The 21698-nt window shown below is 69.0% G+C and carries 22 protein-coding genes and 1 pseudogene; 12 read left to right on the top strand and 11 right to left on the bottom strand.

Translation table 11 applies throughout. The annotated features are described in order from the left end of the window. Window positions 1-219: 219 nt before the first annotated feature. Window positions 220-1266 (top strand): DUF4328 domain-containing protein, encoded by a 1047-nt coding sequence (locus A5678_RS09295; RefSeq protein ID WP_082945467.1) that lies wholly within the window; start codon window positions 220-222, stop codon window positions 1264-1266. Next, window positions 1263-2078 carry a glycerophosphodiester phosphodiesterase gene (locus A5678_RS09290; RefSeq protein WP_068041113.1) on the top strand — a complete coding sequence of 272 codons (816 nt, stop codon included), beginning with the start codon at window positions 1263-1265 and terminating at the stop codon, window positions 2076-2078. The genes A5678_RS09295 and A5678_RS09290 overlap by 4 nt, the downstream gene beginning before the upstream one ends. Here A5678_RS09290 and A5678_RS09285 read toward each other — a convergent pair. Both A5678_RS09285 and A5678_RS09280 read right to left on the bottom strand, forming a co-directional pair. Then, window positions 2075-3256 carry an LCP family protein gene (locus tag A5678_RS09285; protein WP_068041112.1) on the bottom strand — a complete coding sequence of 394 codons (1182 nt, stop codon included), beginning with the start codon at window positions 3254-3256 and terminating at the stop codon, window positions 2075-2077. The genes A5678_RS09290 and A5678_RS09285 overlap by 4 nt on opposite strands. A gap of 44 nt (window positions 3257-3300) precedes the next feature. Beyond that, the gene (locus tag A5678_RS09280; protein WP_068041111.1) at window positions 3301-4104 is read right to left on the bottom strand and encodes a DUF2470 domain-containing protein; all 804 of its coding nucleotides are present in this window, start codon (window positions 4102-4104) and stop codon (window positions 3301-3303) included. A 90-nt stretch (window positions 4105-4194) separates the two neighbouring features. On the opposite strand from A5678_RS09280, the gene pheA reads away from it, so the two are divergent. Together pheA and A5678_RS09270 are read left to right on the top strand one after the other, a co-directional pair. After that, window positions 4195-5145, top strand: a complete 951-nt coding sequence (gene pheA, locus A5678_RS09275; protein WP_068041109.1) for a prephenate dehydratase — start codon at window positions 4195-4197, stop codon at window positions 5143-5145. Next, window positions 5142-5828: a histidine phosphatase family protein gene (locus A5678_RS09270; protein ID WP_068041107.1), complete on the top strand. Its 687-nt coding sequence runs from the start codon at window positions 5142-5144 to the stop codon at window positions 5826-5828. Before pheA ends, A5678_RS09270 begins: the two co-directional genes overlap by 4 nt. Window positions 5829-5835: 7 nt before the next feature. Here the strand turns inward: A5678_RS09270 and A5678_RS09265 are convergent, their stop codons facing one another. The 3 genes and pseudogenes from A5678_RS09265 to A5678_RS09255 form a co-directional block, all read right to left on the bottom strand. Then, window positions 5836-6027 carry a hypothetical protein gene (locus A5678_RS09265; RefSeq protein WP_068041104.1) on the bottom strand — a complete coding sequence of 64 codons (192 nt, stop codon included), beginning with the start codon at window positions 6025-6027 and terminating at the stop codon, window positions 5836-5838. Further along, a pseudogene (locus tag A5678_RS09260) lies at window positions 6024-6439 on the bottom strand (metallopeptidase family protein). Before A5678_RS09260 ends, A5678_RS09265 begins: the two are co-directional and overlap by 4 nt. A 4-nt stretch (window positions 6440-6443) precedes the next feature. Next, window positions 6444-7808 carry a septum formation family protein gene (locus A5678_RS09255; protein WP_068041100.1) on the bottom strand — a complete coding sequence of 455 codons (1365 nt, stop codon included), beginning with the start codon at window positions 7806-7808 and terminating at the stop codon, window positions 6444-6446. A gap of 111 nt (window positions 7809-7919) precedes the next feature. On the opposite strand from A5678_RS09255, the gene serS reads away from it, so the two are divergent. Continuing rightward, the gene (serS, locus tag A5678_RS09250) at window positions 7920-9182 is read left to right on the top strand and encodes a serine--tRNA ligase (RefSeq protein WP_068041099.1); all 1263 of its coding nucleotides are present in this window, start codon (window positions 7920-7922) and stop codon (window positions 9180-9182) included. Window positions 9183-9232: 50 nt separating this feature from the next. Here serS and A5678_RS09245 read toward each other — a convergent pair whose 3' ends face one another. Continuing rightward, window positions 9233-9982 carry a helix-turn-helix domain-containing protein gene (locus tag A5678_RS09245; RefSeq protein WP_068041098.1) on the bottom strand — a complete coding sequence of 250 codons (750 nt, stop codon included), beginning with the start codon at window positions 9980-9982 and terminating at the stop codon, window positions 9233-9235. Window positions 9983-10037: 55 nt separating this feature from the next. Here A5678_RS09245 and A5678_RS09240 point away from each other — a divergent pair, with 55 nt between their 5' ends. Continuing rightward, the gene (locus tag A5678_RS09240) at window positions 10038-10610 is read left to right on the top strand and encodes a class I SAM-dependent methyltransferase (RefSeq protein ID WP_068041152.1); all 573 of its coding nucleotides are present in this window, start codon (window positions 10038-10040) and stop codon (window positions 10608-10610) included. Here A5678_RS09240 and A5678_RS09235 read toward each other — a convergent pair. Then, window positions 10607-11092, bottom strand: coding sequence for a DUF2834 domain-containing protein (locus tag A5678_RS09235; RefSeq protein ID WP_068041097.1), 486 nt, complete (start codon window positions 11090-11092; stop codon window positions 10607-10609). The genes A5678_RS09240 and A5678_RS09235 overlap by 4 nt on opposite strands. Window positions 11093-11162: 70 nt before the next feature. On the opposite strand from A5678_RS09235, the gene A5678_RS09230 reads away from it, so the two are divergent. Both A5678_RS09230 and A5678_RS09225 read left to right on the top strand, forming a co-directional pair. Then, window positions 11163-11783, top strand: a complete 621-nt coding sequence (locus tag A5678_RS09230) for a TetR/AcrR family transcriptional regulator (RefSeq protein ID WP_068041095.1) — start codon at window positions 11163-11165, stop codon at window positions 11781-11783. Between the two features lie 62 nt (window positions 11784-11845). After that, entirely contained in the window at window positions 11846-13420 is a 1575-nt protein-coding gene (locus A5678_RS09225; protein ID WP_068041093.1) for an NAD(P)/FAD-dependent oxidoreductase, read from the top strand. Window positions 13421-13537: 117 nt separating this feature from the next. On the opposite strand, the gene A5678_RS09220 is transcribed toward A5678_RS09225, so the two are convergent. The 3 genes from A5678_RS09220 to A5678_RS09210 form a co-directional block, all read right to left on the bottom strand. Beyond that, entirely contained in the window at window positions 13538-14266 is a 729-nt protein-coding gene (locus A5678_RS09220) for a GAP family protein (protein WP_068041091.1), read from the bottom strand. A 294-nt stretch (window positions 14267-14560) separates the two neighbouring features. Continuing rightward, complete coding sequence (locus A5678_RS09215) at window positions 14561-14905, bottom strand: hypothetical protein (protein ID WP_068041088.1); 345 nt, start codon at window positions 14903-14905, stop codon at window positions 14561-14563. Then, complete coding sequence (locus A5678_RS09210; RefSeq protein WP_068041087.1) at window positions 14902-16452, bottom strand: MBL fold metallo-hydrolase; 1551 nt, start codon at window positions 16450-16452, stop codon at window positions 14902-14904. Before A5678_RS09210 ends, A5678_RS09215 begins: the two co-directional genes overlap by 4 nt. A 157-nt stretch (window positions 16453-16609) precedes the next feature. On the opposite strand from A5678_RS09210, the gene A5678_RS09205 reads away from it, so the two are divergent. From A5678_RS09205 to A5678_RS09190, 4 genes are read left to right on the top strand one after another with little or no spacing between them, the layout of a single operon-like run. Beyond that, window positions 16610-17377 (top strand): 1-acyl-sn-glycerol-3-phosphate acyltransferase, encoded by a 768-nt coding sequence (locus tag A5678_RS09205; protein ID WP_068041085.1) that lies wholly within the window; start codon window positions 16610-16612, stop codon window positions 17375-17377. Between the two features lie 6 nt (window positions 17378-17383). Continuing rightward, window positions 17384-18136, top strand: coding sequence for a 1-acyl-sn-glycerol-3-phosphate acyltransferase (locus A5678_RS09200; RefSeq protein WP_068041083.1), 753 nt, complete (start codon window positions 17384-17386; stop codon window positions 18134-18136). A 14-nt stretch (window positions 18137-18150) separates the two neighbouring features. After that, entirely contained in the window at window positions 18151-18936 is a 786-nt protein-coding gene (locus A5678_RS09195; RefSeq protein ID WP_068041081.1) for a 1-acyl-sn-glycerol-3-phosphate acyltransferase, read from the top strand. A 34-nt stretch (window positions 18937-18970) separates the two neighbouring features. Then, window positions 18971-19786, top strand: coding sequence for a Cof-type HAD-IIB family hydrolase (locus A5678_RS09190; RefSeq protein WP_068041079.1), 816 nt, complete (start codon window positions 18971-18973; stop codon window positions 19784-19786). A gap of 13 nt (window positions 19787-19799) precedes the next feature. Here A5678_RS09190 and A5678_RS09185 read toward each other — a convergent pair whose 3' ends face one another. Further along, window positions 19800-21434: an LGFP repeat-containing protein gene (locus A5678_RS09185; protein WP_231983618.1), complete on the bottom strand. Its 1635-nt coding sequence runs from the start codon at window positions 21432-21434 to the stop codon at window positions 19800-19802. Window positions 21435-21698: the final 264 nt, after the last annotated feature.

Below are 21698 nucleotides of genomic sequence, written 5' to 3'. Positions count from 1 at the left end.
TGTCGATGGCATGGCGGCGGTACCGCGGTGTTATCCACAGGTGGAACCGCGGAAAACCATCAATGCTGTGGTAACGCTTCCCTTACCCAATAACGCCGTGTGGATAAACCTGTGGAAACTGTGGATAGTCCCGCTGGCCGAGTAGATAGCCGACCGGCCCCGCTCCGGCCATCGCCGAGCGTCCCGCGTGCCGCATCGTCGCACGGTTAGGCTGGTCCGGTGATCCAGGTGTGCTCCCAATGCGGCACTCGGTGGAACGTGCGCGAGCGGCAACGCGAGTGGTGTCCCCGTTGCCGGGGAGCCCTGATGGCGCCCCTGCCGGATGTGCCCGCGCCCGGCCCGCAGTGGAGCGCACCCAACGCCGCGGCGGCGAGCCGACCGTCCGGGCCCCGGGCCTGGCAGCGCACCCCGCCGCGGCTACCGCCGGGCTTTCGCTGGATAGCTGTGCGTCCCGGCGCCGCGCCGCCCACCCGGCGTGCACGGCGTCCCCTCGACCCCACCCCCCGTTATGCGGTGATGCCGCGTTGGGGCCTGGCCGACCACGTCGGGCAAGCCGCCGCGGCAGTCGAAAAGCCCCCGCACGCCGGGCCGTCGGCGGCGACGATCCGCACCACGTTGTTCGTCAGCGTCCTCGTCCTGGGCATCGCCGCCCTCGTGTATGTCGTCCGGTACGTGCTGCTGGTCGTAAACCGGAACACCTTGCTCAACTCGTGGGTCGCCGCCGGGGCGGACTGGCTCGGGGTCCTGGCCAGCGTGGCCGCGATCGCGGCGGTGTTCACCTCGGGGGCGATGCTGATCCGCTGGCTCATCGCGCGGCGCGCCGCCGTGTTCGCCCATCACGGCCTGCCCGAGCCACGCTCCACCCGAGCGTTGTGGGCCGGGTGTGTGCTGCCGCTGGCCAACCTGCTGTGGGCGCCGGTCTATGTCATCGAGCTGGCGATCCTGGAAGAGCACTATGCCCGGATACGCCGACCCATCGTCGAGTGGTGGGCCGCCTGGGTGGTCAGCTACCTGGTCTCCGTCTTCGCCATGGTCACCAGCTTCGCCAGGGACGCCCAAGGCATAGCCAACAACACCCTCACGATGGTTTTCGCGTACCTGATCGCGGCCGTCACGGTGGCCGCGGCCGCCCGGGTCTTCGAAGGCTTCGAGCGCAAACCGGTCGAACGGCCCGCGCACCGTTGGGTTGTGGTCGCCGACGCGCCGGCGCCGACATCACGCCCGGTTGAGGTCGAGGGGCAGGAAGCGGCAGCATTAGGCGTATGACGTGGGCCGAGGAGGTGCTCGCCGGGCACCCCTTTGTGGTAGCCCACCGCGGCGCGTCGGCCGCGCGGCCCGAACACACGCTGGCCGCCTACGACCTCGCCCTCAAAGAGGGGGCCGACGGCGTGGAATGCGACGTGCGCCTGACCCGCGACGGCCACCTGGTGTGCGTACACGACCGCCGGCTGGACCGGACCTCGACCGGGGCCGGGTTGGTCAGCACCATGACCCTCGCCGAGCTGCGCGAGCTCGAGTACGGGGCGTGGCACGACAGCTGGCGCGAAGACGGCACACACGGTGACACCAGTTTGTTGACGCTGGACGCCCTGGTTTCCCTCGTTCTGGACTGGCACCGACCGGTGAAGCTGTTCATCGAAACCAAGCACCCGGTCCGGTACGGCTCGCTGGTGGAGACCAAGCTGCTCGCGCTGTTGCACCGGTTCGGCATCGCCGCACCCCCGTCCGCCGACCGGTCGCGCGCGGTGGTGATGTCGTTCTCGGCGGCCGCGGTCTGGCGCATCCGGCGAGCCGCACCGCTGCTGCCTACCGTGCTGCTCGGCAAGACCGCGCGCTACCTGACCAGCGGCGCGGCGACCGCCGTCGGCGCCACCGCCGTCGGCCCATCGCTGGCGACGTTGAAGGAATATCCCCAGCTCGCGGATCGCGCGATCGCCCAGGGCCGGGCGGTGTACTGCTGGAACGTCGACGAGTACGAAGACCTCGACTTCTGTCGCGACGTCGGGGTGGCCTGGCTGGCCACCCACCACCCGGGTCGCACGAAGGCGTATTTGGAGAACGGCCGCGCGGGCGGCTAGTCCGGCGGAGTCGTGGGCACCGGCGCGTCGGCCGCCAGCGCCTCGAACAGTCGGCTGGCCTCGTCGTGGTTCCACACCACCACCGCGCCGGCGTCACCGTTGGTGAACTCCCCGATCGGGACCGTCATCGTGGTGGGCGAGCCATGTAGTCCCCAGCCGAGGCGGGCCAGGTCCCATACGTGGTCGCCGCGGTCAACGGTCAGGGCGTCGGCGAGCGCGCGCGGCACGGCGTACCAGCGCCAGGGGTTGAGCCACACCGTGGGGCTGGTGGCGGCGTGCAGCAGCGCCGCCACGAACTGCCGCTGGTTGACCATCCGGTCCAGATCCGCCCGGGGGGTGTCGCGCGTCCTGACGTACCCGAGGGCGTTGCGGCCGTTGAGTTTTTGGCAACCAGCCGGCAGGTCGATGCCGGCCAAAGGGTCGCTGAACGGTGTCGTCGGGCACACCGTCACGCCGCCCAACGCGTCGACCACGCCGGCGAATCCGCCGAATCCGATTTCGGCGTAGTGGTCGAGGCGCAGCCCGGTGGCCTGCTCCACCGTCTGCGCCAGCAAAGTCGCCCCGCCCATCGCGAAGGCGGAGTTGATCTTGTCCTTGCCGTGGCCGGCGATCGGGACGTAGGAGTCGCGCGGTATCGACACCATCGTCACCCGCCGGCCGGACCACAGCTCGGGCAGGTGCACGAGCAGGATCGTGTCCGTGCGGCTGCTGCCGATGTCACCGCCGGTTGCCAGGGCCTCCTGCTGTTCGGGGCTGAGCCCCTGGCGGCTGTCCGACCCGACGAGCAACCAGTTCGTCCCGCGGCCATGCGCGGGGCGTCCCGAGTAGTCGGTCAGGATCTCGTCGCGGTGCAGCCTGCTGTCGAACCAGACGGCCCCGCATACGACGCCGATGCCGGCCAGCAGCACCGCGATCACCAGGGTCGACGCGACCGCTCGCATCCAGCGGCGCCAGCCTCGGCTGCGACGAGTGCGCGGAGAGGTGGGCCGCGGCGGAGCTCCGGACGATTGACGGGGGCGCGGCGGATCGACGCCGCGGGGTGGTGGGGGTGGTGGCGGCGGCGTCGGCCGCAGCGGCGTGGTCTGTTCGGCCGGTGTCGGCGGGCGGGCCCCGCGGCGAATCACCTGCGACGGCTCGGTGCGTGGTTCGGGCCGGTGCGGTGGTTGATCGCCGTTCACCCGGTTAACGTACGCGGCCGGGGCGGCCCGGCACGACGGTTGGGCTACGGGCGGGCGCGCAGGCCGTTGATGAACGGGCACCCCATCAGCACGCGGATGGCCTGACTCAGGCCGGTCATGTCATCGACCGGCTTGTGGAACGGCAGCCGGACGTCGTGGTCGCGGTCCTTGCCTTCGACACGGAACCGCACGCCGTAGCGGTCGAGCCCGAGCGGGCGCACCTGCCCGCGGCGCAACGGCGCGGGCAGCCGGGACACCAGTCGCGCGACGACATCGCTGTGGGCGGTTTCCAGGTGCCACAACAGGTTCGACTCGATCTCGCAGAACGGGTCGGGCCGCGCCGCCAGGAGATCCGCCACGCTGACGGGCTCGGCGCCGGTGGCGTCGGTAACGACGACGGACGCGACCTCCAGGCGGACCAGCGTGTAGCGAGTTTCCTGCCCGTCCGAGGGCGCGCATCGCGGCGTGTCGACCTGAAGCAGCGCGGGGTGCGGCCACTCGGCGGCGATCAAATCGACCGTCTGGGCGACCTCGGCCGGGTGGAAATCGTGCAGCTGCCCGCGCACCCACACCAGCGAGCGCACCGGCTCCCGCAGCGGCAGTGGTGCGTAGTCGGTCAGCTCCAGGAGCGCCTGCGACCCGGCGACGGCGCCTCCCGGCCGGGATTCGCGCTCACTCGGGAGCGCCAGCGCGAAGGAGCCGTCGGGCAGCAGGTGATGCACGGGCGTCACGACCGGGTCCTGGCGCGCGTGCGCGGCTTCCAGTGCCAGGAGCGCGCCGCCGGCGCGGACACACGCGCTGCGGATACGTTCGGCCGTCGTCGGGGCGGGGCAGGTCAGCGGCAACACCGTTCTCCTTAACTTAGGTAAGCCTAAATTAACTTAGGCGGCTAAGCGCCGCAAGAGCGATTTGGCGCCGGTCGCCGCTAGGGTTGGGGCGTGGTCCGCATCGCTTATCTCGGTCCGGAAGGGACGTTCACCGAGGCGGCGCTGCTGCAGATCACGGCCGCGGGTTTGATTCCCGGGCAGGGGCCCGATGAGGCCTGGCGACTACCCATCGACAGCACCGCCGCGGCGCTGGACGCCGTGCGCGACGGCACCGCCGAATACGCCTGCGTCCCCATCGAGAACTCGATCGACGGGTCGGTGACGCCCACGCTCGACAGCTTGGCCATCGGTTCGCCGCTGCAAGTGTTCGCCGAAACAACCCTGGACGTCGCTTTCACGATCGTCGTCAAACCCGGCCGCACCGCCACCGACGTGCGCACCCTGGCGGCCTTTCCCGTGGCGGCGGCGCAGGTGCGGCAGTGGGTCGCCGCCCACCTGCCCGCCGCCGAGCCCCGGCCGGCCTACTCCAACGCCGACGCGGCCCGGCAGGTGGCCGAAGGGCAAGCCGACGCCGCGGTGACCTCGCCCCTGGCCGCCGCCCACTGGGGACTGTCGGCCCTGGCCGACGGCGTGGTCGACGAGCCCAATGCCTGCACGCGCTTCCTCCTCGTCGGCCCGCCGGGCCCGCCGCCCGCCCGCACCGGTGCCGACCGGACGTCGGTGGTGCTGCGGATCGACAACGCGCCGGGTGCGCTGTTGGGGGCGCTGACCGAATTCGGGATCCGCGGCATCGACCTGACCCGAATCGAGTCCCGGCCGACCCGGACCGCGCTGGGCACCTACGTGTTCTTCGCCGACTGCGTGGGACACATCGACGACGACGCCGTCGCCGAGGCACTCAAAGCGCTGCACCGTCGTTGTGCCGATGTGCGATACCTGGGATCTTGGCCGACCGGCTCGCCCGCCGGGGTGCTACCGCCGCCGGCCGACGAGGCGGCGCGCTGGCTGGCTCGGCTACGCGAAGGAAAACCCGACGCCGCGGCCGGGGGATCGGAGCGATGACCGGGCGGCTGGTGCTATTGCGACATGGCCAGTCATACAGCAACGTCGAGCGCAGGCTGGACACCCGGCCGCCCGGGGCGGAGCTGACACCGCTGGGCCGCGACCAGGCCCGCGCCTTCGCCCGCGGTGCGGCGCGGCCGGCGCTGCTGGCCCACTCGGTGGCGATCCGCGCGTCGCAGACGGCGGGGGTCATCGGCGGCGAACTCGAGATGGCCCCGTTCGAGGTGCCCGGCGTTCACGAGGTGCAGGTCGGTGGGCTGGAAAACCGCAGCGACGACGATGCGGTCGCGGAATTCAACGCGATCTACGAGCGATGGCATCATGGCGATCTCGACATCCAGCTTCCCGGCGGGGAAACCGGCAACGACGTGTTGGACCGCTACGTGCCGGTGCTCACCGAGCTGCGGCTGCGCTACCTCGACGACCACGACTGGACCGGCGACATCGTCGTCGTGAGCCATGGCGCGGCCATCCGGCTGGCCGCCGCCGTGCTGGCCGGCGTGGACGCCAGCTTCGCGTTGGACCACCACCTCGACAACGCCGAATCGGTGGTGCTGGCCCCGATCACCGACGGTCGGTGGAGCTGCGTGCGGTGGGGGACTCTGACGCCGCCGTTCTACCCCGAGGCCGAGGCCAGTCCCGTCGAGGACGCGGTGCACTCCAGCACCGACCCGATGGGCTGAAGGTCGGTCAAACGGCCAGCGCGACGGATTCGAAGCACTCGCAGCCGACGGCGTCACAGTCGATCACGAAGGCGTGCGGCAGCAGCTCGGGGCTGAAGCAATCCGGCTCCGTGCACTCCGAGCGGCGCAGGGAGTGGCGAATGATGGTGCCGTGACAGTGATCTAAGCCTGCCCGGCAGTCGCGGCAGTCAGCACTCATAACCCGTTCATAGCACCGGCGGCGGACAAATCCGGGATGCCGCGCCCATAGAACCGTGTCGTCAGGCCCAGCCCAGTTCTTCCAGCCGGTCGTCGTCGATGCCGAAGTGGTGGGCGATCTCGTGGATCACCGTGATCGCCACCTCCTCGACGACGTCGTCGTCGGAATCGCAGACGTCCAGCAGAGCCTCGCGGTAAATGGTGATGGCGTCGGGCAGGGATCCGGCGTAGTCGGAGTCGCGCTCGGTCAGCGCGACTCCTTCGTACAGGCCGAGCAGTTCGCCGTCCTCGGGGTGGCGGTCGGCGACCAGCACGACGACGTTGTCCATCGCCGCCGCCAGCTGGGGCGGGATCAGGTCGAGCGCGTCGGAGACCAGTTCGTCGAACCGCTGCGGATCCATCCGCGCGGGCAAGGGGCTACCCCCCTGCTGGCGGTGCGGGCGGTGCCTCCGGCGCCGGGTTGGCCGGCGGTGGCGCCCCGCCGTCCGCGGGGGGCGGGGCCTGCGGCGGTGCGCCGGCGTCCGCTGGGGGTGGAGGCGGCGGCGCCTGGGGAGCCGGGCTGTCCGACGCGGGCGCCGGGGGCGCTACCGCCGGCTGCTGACCCGGGAGGTGTTGATTGTTCGGCGGGATCTCCGGGGGAGCGCTGGCCTGGCTCTGCGGAGCCTGGGCCGGTACCTGGAGCGGTATCGGCGGCATGGTGAGCCGCTCTTCGGGAATGTCAGGCGGCGGCACCGGGGGCTGACCGTTGATGAGCAGCTGGCCCTTTGCGCTGTTGACCAGGGTGGCCCAGCCGCCGTTGCCCAGCGTCGCGCCGATGCTGCAGGCAACCTCGCGGCTGCCGGCCGTCCAGCTGGCCAGCGGGACGGTCGGGTAGATCAACGTCAGGGTGGTGGTGCGCAGCTTGACCGGCGCCAGGTACGCGTCCGTCATCTTGGTGCACAGGTCCTTGATGTACCCGTCCTGGTCGGGCTCGGCGGGCAGCGCGCCGGGGAACTTCTCGGCCAGGTTGACCGTCCCGGTCACCTCCATCGCGTGCGGTGCCGCACACTCGACCGGCGCATCGATCGGCTGGTTGGTGGTCGAGTCGATACCCAGGCAGGTGCCGGTCGGCCAGACCTTGGACTGGTCGACGTCGGCGACCTTGCCCTTGAATGCCTGTTGCTGGTTGTTGGGGCCGGGCAGCTGCAACCCGCACAGCATGCGGCGCTCGCCGGACTGACGCCAGGCCCGGTCACCGGGCCACAGGAGGCTGACGGTGAACTTGCTGTTGGGATCGAACTTGGGACCCAGGTAGTTCCGCACGGCGGACTCGCACTGCTCCTGGGTGATCTGCTGGATGCGAGCGGGCGAGGGCGGGGCGGCGTTGGGGCCGTACTCGGCGCCCGGGAACGTCCGCATGTCAACCGATTCGGCGACTTCGAACTTGTGGTCGTCGGCGCAGTTGACGATCTTCGCCGACTCCGGGGTGGCGTCCGGCCAGGTCAGGCAGTCACCGCTGGCGGCCTTGTTGAAGGCGGCGTCGCTCTTGGTTCCGGTGGTGGGCACCGGGTTGCGGTCGAGATAGCCGGACAAGCGCCCGGCCCCGGTGCTCCCCACCGGCAGCGCGGTGACCAACCCGGCGATCAACAGGCCACCCAGCGCGGTCAGCAGCAGCGCGCGCCGGGTCGCCTGGGCCTGCAGACTGCGCGGCCACCGGAAGCCGGCGTGCGGCTGGTCCGGCTCGGCGGTGGGGGCGTCAACCACGGGGGCTTCCGTCTCGGGCGCTTGCGACATCGGCTCCATTCTGACAGGCGCGACTGTGGAGTGTGACAAAAGTTACTGATGTGCGTCCTGGGACCCGATGGCGGGGATGCACCGCGCGCTGGGCGGAGCCGGTGAAATAACCTCAGGGCCGTGATCGACCTCAAGCTGCTCCGCGAAAACCCCGACGTCGTACGCCGGTCACAGACGAGCCGGGGCGAGGATCCCACCTTGGTCGACACGCTGCTGGCGGCCGATGCCGCCCGCCGGGCCGCGATCTCGTCGGCCGATACCCTGCGCGCGGAACAGAAGTCGGCCAGCAAGAGCGTCGGCGCCGCGTCACCGGAGGAGCGCCCGGCCAAACTCGCGCGCGCCAAGGAGTTGGCCGAGCAGGTGAAGGCCGCCGAGACCGCGCAGGCCGAAGCGGAGGCGGCGTTCGCCGCCGCACACATGGCGATCTCCAACGTCGTCATCGACGGGGTGCCCGCCGGCGGCGAGGACGACTACCGCGTCCTGGATGTGGTGGGCGAACCCGCTCAGCTGCAAAGCCCGAAGGACCACCTGGAACTCGGCGAGTCGCTGGGGCTGATCGACATGCAGCGCGGCGCCAAGGTGTCCGGTTCGCGCTTCTACTTTCTGACCGGTCGGGGCGCGCTGCTGCAACTGGGGCTGCTGCAGCTGGCGCTGCGGCTGGCCGTCGACAACGGGTTCATCCCCATGATCCCGCCGGTGTTGGTGCGTCCCGAGGTGATGGCCGGCACCGGGTTCCTGGGGGCCCACGCCGACGAGGTCTACCGGGTCGAGGCCGACGACCTCTACCTGGTCGGCACCTCCGAGGTGCCGCTGGCCGGCTACCACGCGGACGAGATCCTGGACCTGTCCGGCGGCCCCCTGCGCTACGCGGGCTGGTCGTCGTGCTTCCGGCGGGAGGCCGGCAGCTACGGCAAGGACACCCGCGGGATCATCCGGGTGCATCAGTTCGACAAGGTCGAAGGGTTCGTCTACTGCACGCCCGCCGACGCCGAGGCCGAACACGAACGGCTTTTGGGCTGGCAACGCGAGATGCTGGCCCACATCGGGGTGCCGTATCGGGTGATCGACGTCGCGGCGGGAGATCTCGGGTCGTCGGCCGCCCGTAAATTCGACTGCGAGGCATGGGTTCCCACGCAGGGCGCCTACCGTGAGTTGACGTCGACGTCGAACTGCACCACCTTCCAGGCGCGCAGGCTGGCCACTCGCTACCGCGACGACAACGGCAAGCCGCAGACCGCGGCCACCCTCAACGGCACGCTGGGCACCACTCGGTGGCTGGTGGCGATCCTGGAAAACCATCAGCAGCCCGACGGCAGCGTGCGCGTGCCCGACGCGCTGGTGCCGTTCGTCGGCACCGAGGTGCTCGAGCCCACCATCAACTAGTGGCGATCGCAAGCGCGGTGTAGCCGGGCGCCGCGGGTCACCACCATCAACTAGAGCACCCGCGCGGCCAGCCGGCCCGGGGTGTGTCCGAAGGCCCGCCGGTAGGTGTCGATGAAGGCACTTGGTGTGGCCCAACCGCATTCCGACGACACCGACGTGACGTCCCGGCGCTCGGCGAGCCGTACGAGGGCGCGCTGCAGCCGGAGCTGGGTGCGCCATTGCGGAAAGGTCATCGCCAGCTCGTCGCGAAACAGGCGGCTCAGGGTGCGTTCGCCGGTACCGATCCGGTGGCCGATCTGCCGCAACGTCAACGGCTCTCGCAGGTTGTCCGCAATCAGAGCGCACGCCGCCCGCAGCCGGCCGTCGGCCGGGGTGGGAATCCACAGTGGCTCGGCAACGCTGGTTTTCTGCAACTGGTCGTGCAGCACGGCCAGCATCCGGTGGTGCTCGTCGGTCTCCGTCTCGTCGGTCTGCGAACACGCGATGATGAGCTCGCGCATCAACGGGTTGACCGCCAGCACTGCCGGCGCCTCCGGGCCGCGACGGTAGCGGTCCGGGTCCAGTGCGACGCCGTGAAACTGTGTGTGGCCGTGGAACTCATGCTCGTGCCAGCAGCCCGCCGGTATCCAAATCGCGCGGTTCGCCGGCGTGATCCAGGTGCCCGCGGGGGTGGTGACCGAGACGGCGCCCGACGAGGGATAGACGATCTGATGCAAGGGATGCCGATGCCGCTCGATCCGCGCTCCCGGCGGCAGCACCTGCGACGACGTCACCAACCCGCGATGGCTGATTTCCGACATAACACGGCAGATTATCGGAAGCCCGTAGCGGTCACGCCCGCTTAGCGTGTATGTCATGGCGATGAATCTTCTGCACCGGCGCCGGTGCAGTTCGGCGGGCTGGGAGAAGGCGGTGGCCGAGCAGCTGCTGCCGTGGTCGTTGGACGGCGTCGACTTGGGCGCCCGAACCCTGGAAATCGGCCCCGGCTACGGGGCCACGCTTAGGGCGCTGGTCGACCACACCGCCTCGCTCACCGCGGTCGAAGTCGACGCCGCGATGGCCGAACGCTTGCAGCGTCGCTATGGCGAACGAGCCCGGGTCATCCACGGCGACGGCGCCGACACCGGGCTGCCCGCAGACCACTTCACCTCGGTGGTGTGCTTCACGATGCTGCACCACGTCCCCAGCGCCGAGTTGCAGGACCGGCTATTCGCCGAGGCGTTCCGGGTGCTGCAGCCCGGCGGGGTTTTCGCGGGCAGCGACGGTGTTCCGTCGTGGGCGTTCCGGCTGCTGCACGTCGCCGACACCTACAACCCGATCCCGCCTGACGATCTCCCGGGGCGGCTGATCGCCGCGGGGTTCACCGACGTCCGCACCGACGTCAGCGGCGGTCGGCAGAAGTGGCGGGCTACCAAACCGGTTGCCTAGGCGTCCACCGTCTCGCGCGCCTGTTCGTGGCGGCGCTGCCGCTCCATGGTGGCGAAGTAGAACGCGAACGCGAAGGCGAAGCTGGTGAACAGGCTGGACACGAAGTACAGCCACGGGTGCCGCAACCCACGGCGGTAACCGTCCACGATCGTAAACAGCGGCAACAGAATCACATTCGCGATCGTGTAGTCCTGGCTGGCGGAGTCGGCGGCCGGATTGGTGAACATCAGCCTGATGTATTCGGCCCAGCTCCCGTGCTCGCCCCACACCGGGTTGGTGGAGCCGTGCGAGTACTGCTGGACGAAGGTGACGTTGAAATACCAGCCGAGGGCGACCGAAGCGATGCCGACGACGTAATACACGCATTCCAGCGGGGAGAGCAGCGGCCCGCCGGCCGGCCGGGCGAAGACCTTCGGGTTCGAGGCGACGATCCAGCCGATGACACCGAGCCCGAGAACTGCATGCACAAGAAGCGAGACCATGGCCGCAGTCTCACCCCGGACCCGAAGTTTTGTCAATACTGACAAAAGATGGCTGGGGTACCGTACTTGCATGGTCAGGCCGGCGCAGACGGTGCGCAGCGAGCGCACCCGGGAGGCGCTGATCCAGGCCGCCCTGGTGCGATTCCTCGCCCAGGGCGTCGAGGAGACCTCTGCCGACCAGATCGCCGCGGACGCCGGCGTCTCGCTTCGGACCTTCTATCGCCACTTCAAGTCGAAACACGACCTGTTGTTTGCCGACTACACCGGACTCAACTGGTTTCGTGCCGCATTGGACGCCCGGGCCGCCGATGAGCCGATCATCGACTCGGTGCAATCGGCGATCTTCTCGTTCCCGTATGACGTTGAGGCCGTGACCAAGATAGCCGCCCTGCGCGGCGGCGAGCTCGACCCCGGCCGCATCGTGCGGCACATGCGGGAAGTCGAGGCCGACTTCGCGAGTGTCATCCAGGCGCAGCTGCACCGGCGTAGCTGCACGGCGAGCGGGACGCTGGATGGGCGGTTGCGCGCGGCGGTGATCGCGCGCTGCATCGCGGCGGGAGTTTTCGGCGCGATGGAGTTCTGGATGCTGGGCGACGAGCGGTCGCTGGGCGAGTTGGCGCGGATGTGCCACGCTGCGCTGGAATCGCTGCGGGCGGGCATCACCGACGACTGGGTCACCGAGGCGAGCTGAAGTTTCGTCATAATTGACAAAACATTGGGTCCGTGCCAGCCTCCATTGCTGGAGGGCAGGACATGACTGAATATGACGCGATAGTTATCGGTGCCGGGCACAACGGTCTGGCCGCGGCGGTGCTGCTGCAGAAGGCGGGCCTGCGGACGGTGTGCCTGGATTCCAAGCTGTACGCCGGTGGGATGGCTTCCACGGTGGAGCTTTTCGACGGGTACCGGTTCGAGATCGCCGGCTCGGTCCAATTTCCGACTTCGATGGTGGTCGTCGAGGAACTCGGGCTGGACACGCTGCCGACGATCGACCTGGACGTGATGTCGGTGGCGGTGCGCGGCGTCGGGGACGACCCGCTGATCCAATACAGCGACCCAATCAAGTTGTTCACCCACCTCAACGAGGTGCACGGGGCGGACGCCGTCAACGGGATGGCGGGGCTGATGGCCTGGAGCCAGGCGCCCACCCGGGCGCTGGGCCGGTTCGAAGCCGGAACGGAGCCCAAGACCTATGACGAGATGTATGCCTGCGCGACAAACGAATTCGAACGGTCGGCCATCGACGACATGCTGTTCGGTTCGGTCACCGACGTGTTGGACCGCTACCTTCCGGATCGCGAGAAGCACGGCGCGCTGCGCGGTTCGATGACCGTGCTGGCCGTCAACACCCTCTATCGCGGGCCCGCCACGCCGGGCAGCGCGGCCGCGCTGGCGTTCGGGTTGGGCGTCCCCGACGGCGACACCATGCAGATGAAGAAGCTCCGCGGCGGCATCGGGGCGCTGACCGCCCACCTCGGTGAACTGCTGGAGAGCCACGGTGGCGAGGTCCGGCTGCGGAGCAAGGTGACCGAGATCCTGGTCGACCATTCCCGGTCCGGAGGGCGGGTGAGAGGGGTGCGCACCGAGGGCGGCGAGGAGTTGACCGCCCCGATCGTCGTCTCCGGCATCGCGCCCGACGTCACCCTCAACGATCTGATCGACCCGGCCCTGCTGCCCGGCGACATCCGCGAGCGATATGCCCGCACCGACCACCGCGGCAGTTACCTGCAGATGCACTTCGCGCTGGACGAGGCGCCCGAATTCGCCGCGCCCTATGAGGCGCTCAACGACCCGGCCATGCAGGCGTCGATAGGCCTGTTCTGCACGCCGGAAGAAGTGCAGCAGCAGTGGGAGGATTGCCGCCGCGGCATCGTCCCGGCCGACCCGACGGTGGTTTTGCAGATACCCACGCAGAACGACCCGGACCTGGCGCCCGCCGGCAAACACGCCGCGTCGGCGTTCGCGTTGTGGTTCCCGATCGAGGGCGGCGCCGACTATGGCGACGCGAAGGTCGAAATGGGTCAACGGGTGATCGACAAGATCACCCGGCTGGCGCCCAACTTCGAGCGCAGCATCATCCGGCACACCACCTTCACGCCCAAGCACATGGGCGTGATGTTCGGCGCCCCCGGCGGCGACTACTGCCACGGACTGCTCAACCCGAACCAGATCGGGCCGAACCGGCCGGGCCCGAAGGGCTTTCGCGGTCAGCCGATTCCCATCGAGGGCCTGTACCTGGGCAGCGCCGGCTGCCACGGCGGACCCGGCATCACGTTCATTCCCGGCTACAATGCGGCCAAGCAGGCGCTCGCCGAGCGCACTGGCTAGCGATTTCGAGCGGCCGGCACGTCGAACCGGGCGACCCGCTGCGACGCGGGCGAGGCCACCCGGGAACCTCAGCGCCGGCGGATGCCGTGCCGCCCAGTAACGTTCAGGCGCGGCCCCCTACCGCGCACCCACGTTGATCAGCCCGAGCACGAGCATGAAACAACCCCCGGCCGCCACCAACACGGCGATGTCGCGGCGGCCGCGGGATCGCAGCCAGTTCTGCAGCCCTGCCATGAAGGCGCGCGTGCGCTGTGGCGCCGCCAGATACCCGATCAGCGGGATCTCGGCCACGGTGAACGCCACCAGGTTGAAGGCGACCAATGCCTGGACCTGCGCGACCGGCGCGGCGTGCGAGGCGAGAATGGCGGCCATCGAGCCCATGTAGTTCGCCGACGGCAGCGAAGCCCCCAGCCCGCTAATCGCTGCGACACTCAGCGACTCACTTCGCAAGAAGATTCGTGCGCGTTCGGCCAGCTGCTGCCGGCCGCTCGGTGTCGTCCCTTCGAACAGGGCAACGCCACCGCTGCCACGCATTACCGTGTCCGCGGGTGCGGGGCGGACAACCCTGCGCCGCATAGCATCGGTGGCCAACACGGCGGCTACGAGCAAAGCGATGAGCCCGGATGCGATCTGGACTTCCGCCACGCTGAAGTGGCCGACCACCGGCGTGGCCCTCAGGACGAAGAGCACCACCAGACCCGCGCCGACACCCATTGCGAAGCCACCGCACAAAAATGCGAGCAGTTGCAACAGCGGGCGCCGCCTGCTGAGCAGCAGGACCACCAGACCGACGCGTATCGGTTCGAAGATCACTGAGCCGGCCAGTATCAGCACGGTGACCCACATGCTGGGCAACCGTACCGCACGCGCCGCGGCCCCGGGCTGGAACTCGCCCAGTCACCCCGGCGGTCTGGGTAGGGCACGCATTAGGCTGTCTTCCCAGCACCACTCGCGGCTGGAAACCCGGGGTGCGCGGCCGGAGCTTTCGGGTTGTTGTGGTCAATATTGGTGTCCACGAAGGGATTTCGTAAGGTGTAACCGCGATTAATCGCGGACGGCTGCGGCGCGCCGCTCCGGCTTGAACTCTTGGGATATACAACAAGTTTGGGCGCAGCCGGGCCCTTGCGCACTCGCGCGACGCTAACCGCGCTGACCTAGCAGCTCGTCCAGGAGTGCGGTGAACTCTTCCGGTCGCGCCGGCGTGAAGGCGGGGCTGGGCCGGATGCCGGGCACGTCGAGCGTGATCAACGTCGACTTGAACGGGCGGCTGACGTCCAGCGGCAGCCAGCGACGCAAGTCCGAGCTGCCCCAGATCCGGAACCTATGCGTGAGCAGGCCCAACCCCTCGGACTTGTAACCGCGGATCGACTTCAGCGCAATGACTTTCGATGTTCCGGAAGGAAAGTGGTAGCGGCGCAGCGTGATCGCCGCGCGGTCCAGCTGGACCAAACCGTCGTCGTACGACTGGCCGTGGCCGTCGTTCATGCTCGTGAGCTTCGCAACGGGTGGCCCCGCGCGGTGAGGCACCGCCCGTCGTCCAATCGCCACTGCCAGCCATGCAGGTTGCAGGTCAATGTATTGCCGTCCACCACGCCGAATTTCGACAGGTCGGCCTTCAGGTGGGGGCAGCGGCGCTGAATCTCCCAGCCCTCCAGCGTGACCGACGACGAATCGTCATGGGTCTCGGCGAACCAGCCGTCGGCGTAGGCGATCCGTTCGTCGGTGAGGCACTTGAAGAAGGTGTACAGGTATTCGTTGTAGCCGCCGACACGCCACGCCCGGAAACGGGTGGACAAGAAGATGGTGTTCACCCAGTCCGGTTCCCGATCCCGCAGTACGGTGCGGACCAGCTCCGGCGCTATGGCGAACCCGTAGCGGACCTTCTCATCGGGAATCCGTTCGCGCACGGCACGCTTCGGGAAGTCGAGCACGACGGTCTCCGGGCCGATCACCAGTTCGACGGGGTAGCCGATGCCGTCGCAGATCTCGTCGCTCTGGGACATGATCGGTTCGAACAGCGCACGCAGCGGCTCCAGCAGGGGTTCCCCGCCGGCGGGCGCCCAGCTCGCCCGCTCCGCGGCGATGACGGGCGCCATCCGCTCGGCGTAGTCGGCGATGTAGGCGCGCTTGCCGGTGGTGAAGATCGCCTCGACCTGGTCGTCGGGCAGCGGATGGCGCAGGGCGTTCAGCGTGGTGCCGGTGAAGTCCGCGGTCGAGCCCGGGATCATCAACAGGCCGCCGTCGTGCCCGTGGGTGCGCATCTGGTCAAGGAACACCATCTGGTCGGGGAAGATGTTGGCCGCATCGCCGTGATCGTCGTTGAGGTGACGCAAATCCGCGTCCAGAAAGCACGGCGGCCCGGCCGACGGGATGACCCACGTCGCACCCACCTGGGCGATGTACTGGCGGGCGCGGTCCATCTGCCGCTGCCGCTTCTGGACACCGAACGACGCCTTGGCGCGGGCCGGCATGTCGTAAACCATCGGGTACCAGATCGCGCCGGAGTACTGCAGCATGTGCACGTCGATGTGCCCGAAAGCCGAGCTCAGTACGTCGAGATCGACGGGCCGGGCGTCGTTCATGTTGAAGGCCGTTGTCACGCCGTCGGAAACCACCAGCGCCGAGTCGCCGAGCGGGCCGTCGGCCGGCGCCCGCAGGGCGATGATCATGACCTCGAGGTCGCCCTTCGGGCCGCTGACCCGGTGCTTGACCGAATTGCTGGTCTCGAAGAACCGGTAGAACCCGAGCTCCTGCAACGCGTTTCGCAGGTCCGGCACCGGGAAGTCGGGCAGCAGCACCATCGCGTCTTTGTTGACGTGCTCGGCCAGATTCTTGGCGTCGAAGTGATCCTTGTGCAGGTGCGACAGGTACAGGTAGTCGCAGTCGCCCAGCCGGTCCCAGTCCAGGCCGCTGTTGTCGGGAAACGGGAACCAGGACGCGAAGTACGCGGGATTGGCCCAGGGGTCGCAAAGGATGCTGCCCGCGGGGGTCTCGATCAGAAATCCGGCGTGACCTACGCTCGTGACCTGCACTAACACCTTCCTTGGGCCGTCAAGAGGACCTGCGCGGCCCGCGGCCGGGTAACGGCTTTTTCAGCCTCCGAGCTTAGCGCGGGGCGGGGTGTTCTTTTTCGGCACTTCGACTCACTCAAAGGCTGACTCACAGCCGGGAGCACTAGGCTGATCAGCTGTGGAACCGGTATACGGGACTGTCATTCAACTTGCCCGCTTGATATGGCGCATACAGGGTCTCAAGATCACGGTCACGGGCGTCGAGAACCTGCCCAAGAGCGGGGGTGCGGTGATCGCCATCAATCACACCAGCTACCTCGACTTCACCTTCGCGGGTCTGCCCGCCTATCAGCAGGGTCTGGGGCGCAAGGTGCGCTTCATGGCCAAGCAGGAGGTGTTCGACCACAAGATCACCGGCCCGATCATGCGCAGCCTGCGGCACATCTCCGTGAACCGGCAGGACGGGGCCGCCTCCTACGAGGAAGCGGTCAGAAATCTCAAGGACGGTGAGCTGGTCGGGGTCTATCCGGAAGCCACGATCAGCCGCAGCTTCGAGATCAAGGAATTCAAGTCGGGTGCGGCGCGGATGGCCGTCGAGGCGGGGGTGCCGATCGTTCCGGTGATCGTCTGGGGGGCGCAGCGTGTCTGGACCAAGGGCCACCCCAAGAAGCTGTTCCGCCCCAAGGTGCCCATCATGGTGCTCGTCGGCGAGCCGATCGAGCCGACGCTGGGCGTCGAGGAATTGAAGGGGCTGCTGCACTCGCGCATGCAACACCTGCTGGAGCGGGCCCAGGAAATGTATGGGCCGCACCCGGCGGGTGAGTTCTGGGTGCCGCGCCGGTTGGGCGGCGGCGCCCCTTCGCTGGCCGAAGCCGCCCGGATGGACGCCGAGGAGGCGGCCGCTCGCGCGGCGCGGCGGGCTCGATCCGCGGGAGCCTCGGAGTAGCGATCGATGGTGGAGCCGGTCTTCCGCACGCTCGAGATCCTGGCCCGGCTGGCGGTTGCGGCCACCGACACCCGGATCTCCTACGGCGGCGAGGAGAACATCCCCGACTCCGGTGGCGCCGTGATCGCGATCAACCACACCAGCTACGTCGACTTTCTGCCCGCCGCCCTCGCCGTGCATCGTCGGCAGCGCCGGCTCAGGTTCATGATCAAAGCCGAGATGCAGCAGGTGAAGATCGTCAACTTCCTGATCAAGCACACCCGGACCATTCCGGTGGACCGCAATGCGGGGGCGGGTGCCTACGCGGTGGCCGTACAGCGGCTGCGCGAGGGCGAGCTGGTCGGGGTATATCCGGAGGCCACGATCAGCCGCAGCTTCGAGCTCAAGGAATTCAAGACGGGCGCCGCCCGCATGGCCATCGACGCGGACGTCCCGATCGTCCCGGTGATCGTCTGGGGCGCACACCGGATCTGGACCAAGGACCACCCGCGCACTCTGGGCCGCACCAAGGTACCGATTAAAGTGCAGGTGGGCGCGCCGGTGCCGGCGGCCGGAGACATCGCGCGGACCGACGCCGCACTGCGCGAGTCGATGACCGCGCTGCTTCACCAGGTGCAGGAGCGCTATCCGCACGAACCCGGGGCGTACTGGACGCCGCGCCGGCTGGGCGGTGGGGCACCGACCATGGCCGAGGCTGCTCGGATGGAGGCGGACGAGGCCGCGGCCCGGGCCGGTCGTGATGGACGATCGGCGCGGTAGGCGAAGGAGGAGACATGCCCGAGGGTTTTTACCGGTTGTGCGAATGGATCGTCCCGCCCATGGTCGCGATGCAGGGGACCAAAATCACCTATCGCGGGCTGGAGAACATTCCCCAGCGGGGCGGTGCACTGCTGGCGCAGAACCACACCAGCTACCTGGACTGGCTGCCGACGCTTCTCGCCGTGCGCGAGCGCGGCCGGCGTGCGTACTTCATGATCAAGGCGGAAATGGCCGACGTGAAGGCGGTCAACTACGTCATCAACCACGCCAGGCTGATCCCGGTGGACCGCCGGACCGGGCACGACGCGCTCGAGGTGGCCGTGCGGCGGCTGCGGGAGGGTGAGCTCATCGGCATGCACCCCGAAGCCACCATCAGCCGCAGCTTCGAGCTGCGGGAGTTCAAGTCCGGTGCGGCCAGGATGGCGCTGGACGGCAGGGTGCCGATCGTTCCGGTGATCGTCTGGGGCGCCCACCGGATCTGGCCGAAGGATCACCCAAAGAAGGTGTGGCGCAACAAGGTTCCAATCACCGTCGCCGCCGGGCGGCCACTGCCGCCGCACGGCACACCCGAGCAGCTCAACGCGGCGCTGCGCGAGGCGATGAATGGCCTGCTGTACCGGGTGCAGGAGGAATACCCGCACCCGGAGGGCGAGTTCTGGGTGCCCAGGCGGCTCGGCGGCTCCGCTCCCACTCAGGACGACTCCCGGGCGATCCGCCTGTCGGAGCTGCAGGCGCGGATGCAGAAGTACGGCACCGACGGCGTGACCCGGCCGGGACAAGACCAGAGCGGAGTGCATTGATCAAACCGGCGAGCTGCGAACGCGGAACCGTCAGATGACCTTGCCTGCGCTCATAGCGTGTGACGTCGACGGCACCTTGTTCGACGACAACGAAACCATCACCCCGCGCACCCGCGACGCCGTGCGTGCCGCCGTCGCCGCCGGCGCCACGTTCGTCGTCGCGACCGGCCGCCCGCCGCGCTGGATACGCCCCGTCGTCGACGCGCTCGGCTTCGCGCCGATCGCGGTGTGCGCCAACGGTGCCGTCGTCTACGACCCCGCGACCGACCGGGTGCTGTCGACGCGCACGCTGCCCGTCGACACCCTGGCCGAGCTGGCGGAGCTCGCGACGCGCGTCATCCCGGGCGCGGGCCTGGCCGTGGAGCGAATCGGCGAACGCGCGCACGACACGGCGACCCCGCAGTTCATCAGCTCGCCCGGCTACGAGCATGCCTGGCTGAACCCGGACAACACCGAGGTGTCGATCGAGGACCTGCTGAGCGCGCCGGCTATCAAGCTGCTCATCCGCCGCAGCGGGGCCCGCAGCGCCGACATGGCGGCCGCACTGGCCAACCATGTCGGCATCGAGGGCGATATCACCTACTCCACCAACAACGGCCTGGTGGAGATCGTGCCGCTGGGCACCAGCAAGGCCACCGGTGTCGACGAGATCGCCAGGCCCCTGCAGATCGCCAGCGAAGAGGTGGTGGCGTTCGGCGACATGCCCAACGACCTACCGATGCTGCGCTGGGCCGGTCACGGCGTGGCCATGGGCAACGCCCACCCCGACGTGCTGACCGCGGCCGACGAGGTCACCGCCGCCAACAACAACGACGGGGTGGGACGCGTGCTGGAACGCTGGTGGCTCTGACTCGGCGATTCGGCTAAGTGGCCGACGGGTGTGCCGGGAGCGAAAAGTGTTCGGGCGCAACGCTCGGACCGCTGGGGGGCTCCGTTGACAGCGGCGTCGTGATTCCCTCCGCCACCTCGGTGACGATGCCGGTGAGCCGGTCGTAATTCAGGGTGCCGTGCTGGAAGTTCTGCGTAATCCGCAGCGGCTCTTGGATTTCGGCGCTGGTGGGCAAGCCGAGCGGGCCGCGTTCGTAGCTCAGCGACGCCCACGCATCGTAGAGCGCGCCCGTGACCGGCTGGGCGCCGGTTTCGGGCGACCAGTACATCGCGCCCCTGGCGAACGTGACGTATCGCGCGTCACCGTCGGCGCCGTCCTCCGGTGAGGTCGGCGCGCCCAGCACGCTGGTCATCCCGCCGATCGCCTGCCAGTGGTCGTAGATCGCGCCACCCTGCAGGGCCTTGATCAATTCCTCTGGCGGATCGTTGAAATGCGAAGCGATGTCGCGTACTTCGTCCATGAGCGCGTAGGCGGCGTTGCCCGGGCAGTCGGTGTTGCCGACGTCGCGGTGGGTGAAGATCGTGGGCAGCGTCGCGACGGAACCGGCGGGAAAGGTGGTGTAGTGGCTACCCGCCGACTCCAACGCCACCGTGCCCTTGGGGTCGACGCCGTCCAAGCCCAGCCGCCAGCCCAGCAGCCGGCCCAGCGTGCGCAGCTGGATCGGCGTCGGCGGTACGTCGTCGAAATTGCCGATCATCGCCACACCCCAGGTGTTGCGGTTGAACCCGCCGGTGTGGAAGGCCTCGACCGCTTTGGTGAGCCCACCGGCGCTGCCCTCGAACACCTGGCCATATTTGTCGACCAGGGCGTTGTAGGCGATGTCGCACCACCCCAGGGTCTTGCTGTGATATGTGTAGATGGCCTTGACGATCCCGGCCGATTCCAGTGGGGAGTAGTCGTTGCTGCCCGCGGTGTGGTGCACCACCCCGGCGCGAATCCCGTTGTCGTACTGCGGACTGCCGCAACGCAGCGACTCGTCGGCACCCCATTGCGCCCGGCTGATGACGGCCGGAGCCTGGCCGGGCATCAAGACCCCGGACGGGGGCGTCCACTGCGTCTCCGCCGGCGCTTGCGGCGGGGAGATGAGGATGGCCGAGATGGTCTGCCCGAAGGGTTGTTCCCGGGACGCCGGTTTGTAGCCGAGGCCGGTCTCGGGGGGTGCGGGCGGCGGTTGGGTCACCGGCGCATCGATCGGACGGGTGACCGCGATCTGGACGGTTGTGGTGCTGCCGACGAACACCGGGTCGGTCCCCCGCGGTCCCTCGAGCGGCCCGGCCGGCGTCGCGCCGTCGGGCGCCGCGGTTTCGTACTCGGTCTGATACCAGGGCCCCCAGGAGCCGTCGGGTCGCTTCGCCCGCACCCGGGTTGACGTGCCGGCCAGGTCGCCGGTGAGCGCGACGAGGGAAAAGGGGGTGTTCTGCCCGATCTCGCGAACCGTGACACCGCCGCCCAGCCCGACCAGCGGCTGTTCGGCCAGTTGGGTGCCGTGGGCCGGCGGCGGGCCGGCCGGGCCGCGGTCGCGCGTCGTGTCCGCCACCCAGGAGACTATGACCACGGTCGCCGCGAAGGCGGTGAGCAACGTCGTCGGTCCACGACCAGGAGACACCAGGCGATGTTACTTGTGTTTCTATTGTTAATGATGAGACGACACGAGCTGCGGCGGCGCCAATCTGCACAAAGATCGACGGCACCGCAGATGACTCTGCGGTGCCGTCTGGGTGGAAGTTTCCCCGAAGGTCTAGACGGGGGGCAGGACCGGTGCCGCCGCGGCGGCAGCCGGCAACGCACCGGCAGCGCCCGGCAGGGCGCCAGCGGCACCCGGCAGGGCACCCGCGGCAGCGGGCAGAGCGCCGGCCGCACCGGGGAGGGCGGC

Source organism: Mycobacterium sp. E2733 (assembly GCF_001667585.1).
Lineage (GTDB): Bacteria > Actinomycetota > Actinomycetes > Mycobacteriales > Mycobacteriaceae > Mycobacterium.
This window is presented reverse-complemented; position numbering and strand designations above follow the sequence as displayed.

Excerpts from the sequence above, each read along its gene's own strand:
- A5678_RS09230 (WP_068041095.1), top strand. The coding sequence starts at position 11,163 with ATGGTCAGGCCGGCGCAGACGGTGCGCAGCGAGCGCACCCGGGAGGCG.
- A5678_RS09235 (WP_068041097.1), bottom strand. The coding sequence starts at position 11,092 with ATGGTCTCGCTTCTTGTGCATGCAGTTCTCGGGCTCGGTGTCATCGGC.
- A5678_RS09270 (WP_068041107.1), top strand. The coding sequence starts at position 5,142 with ATGACCGGGCGGCTGGTGCTATTGCGACATGGCCAGTCATACAGCAAC.
- A5678_RS09190 (WP_068041079.1), top strand. The coding sequence starts at position 18,971 with ATGACCTTGCCTGCGCTCATAGCGTGTGACGTCGACGGCACCTTGTTC.
- A5678_RS09290 (WP_068041113.1), top strand. The coding sequence starts at position 1,263 with ATGACGTGGGCCGAGGAGGTGCTCGCCGGGCACCCCTTTGTGGTAGCC.
- A5678_RS09220 (WP_068041091.1), bottom strand. The coding sequence starts at position 14,266 with ATGTGGGTCACCGTGCTGATACTGGCCGGCTCAGTGATCTTCGAACCG.
- A5678_RS09245 (WP_068041098.1), bottom strand. The coding sequence starts at position 9,982 with ATGTCGGAAATCAGCCATCGCGGGTTGGTGACGTCGTCGCAGGTGCTG.
- A5678_RS09240 (WP_068041152.1), top strand. The coding sequence starts at position 10,038 with ATGGCGATGAATCTTCTGCACCGGCGCCGGTGCAGTTCGGCGGGCTGG.
- A5678_RS09265 (WP_068041104.1), bottom strand. The coding sequence starts at position 6,027 with ATGAGTGCTGACTGCCGCGACTGCCGGGCAGGCTTAGATCACTGTCAC.
- A5678_RS09255 (WP_068041100.1), bottom strand. The coding sequence starts at position 7,808 with ATGGAGCCGATGTCGCAAGCGCCCGAGACGGAAGCCCCCGTGGTTGAC.
- A5678_RS09195 (WP_068041081.1), top strand. The coding sequence starts at position 18,151 with ATGCCCGAGGGTTTTTACCGGTTGTGCGAATGGATCGTCCCGCCCATG.
- A5678_RS09200 (WP_068041083.1), top strand. The coding sequence starts at position 17,384 with ATGGTGGAGCCGGTCTTCCGCACGCTCGAGATCCTGGCCCGGCTGGCG.
- A5678_RS09225 (WP_068041093.1), top strand. The coding sequence starts at position 11,846 with ATGACTGAATATGACGCGATAGTTATCGGTGCCGGGCACAACGGTCTG.
- A5678_RS09215 (WP_068041088.1), bottom strand. The coding sequence starts at position 14,905 with ATGAACGACGGCCACGGCCAGTCGTACGACGACGGTTTGGTCCAGCTG.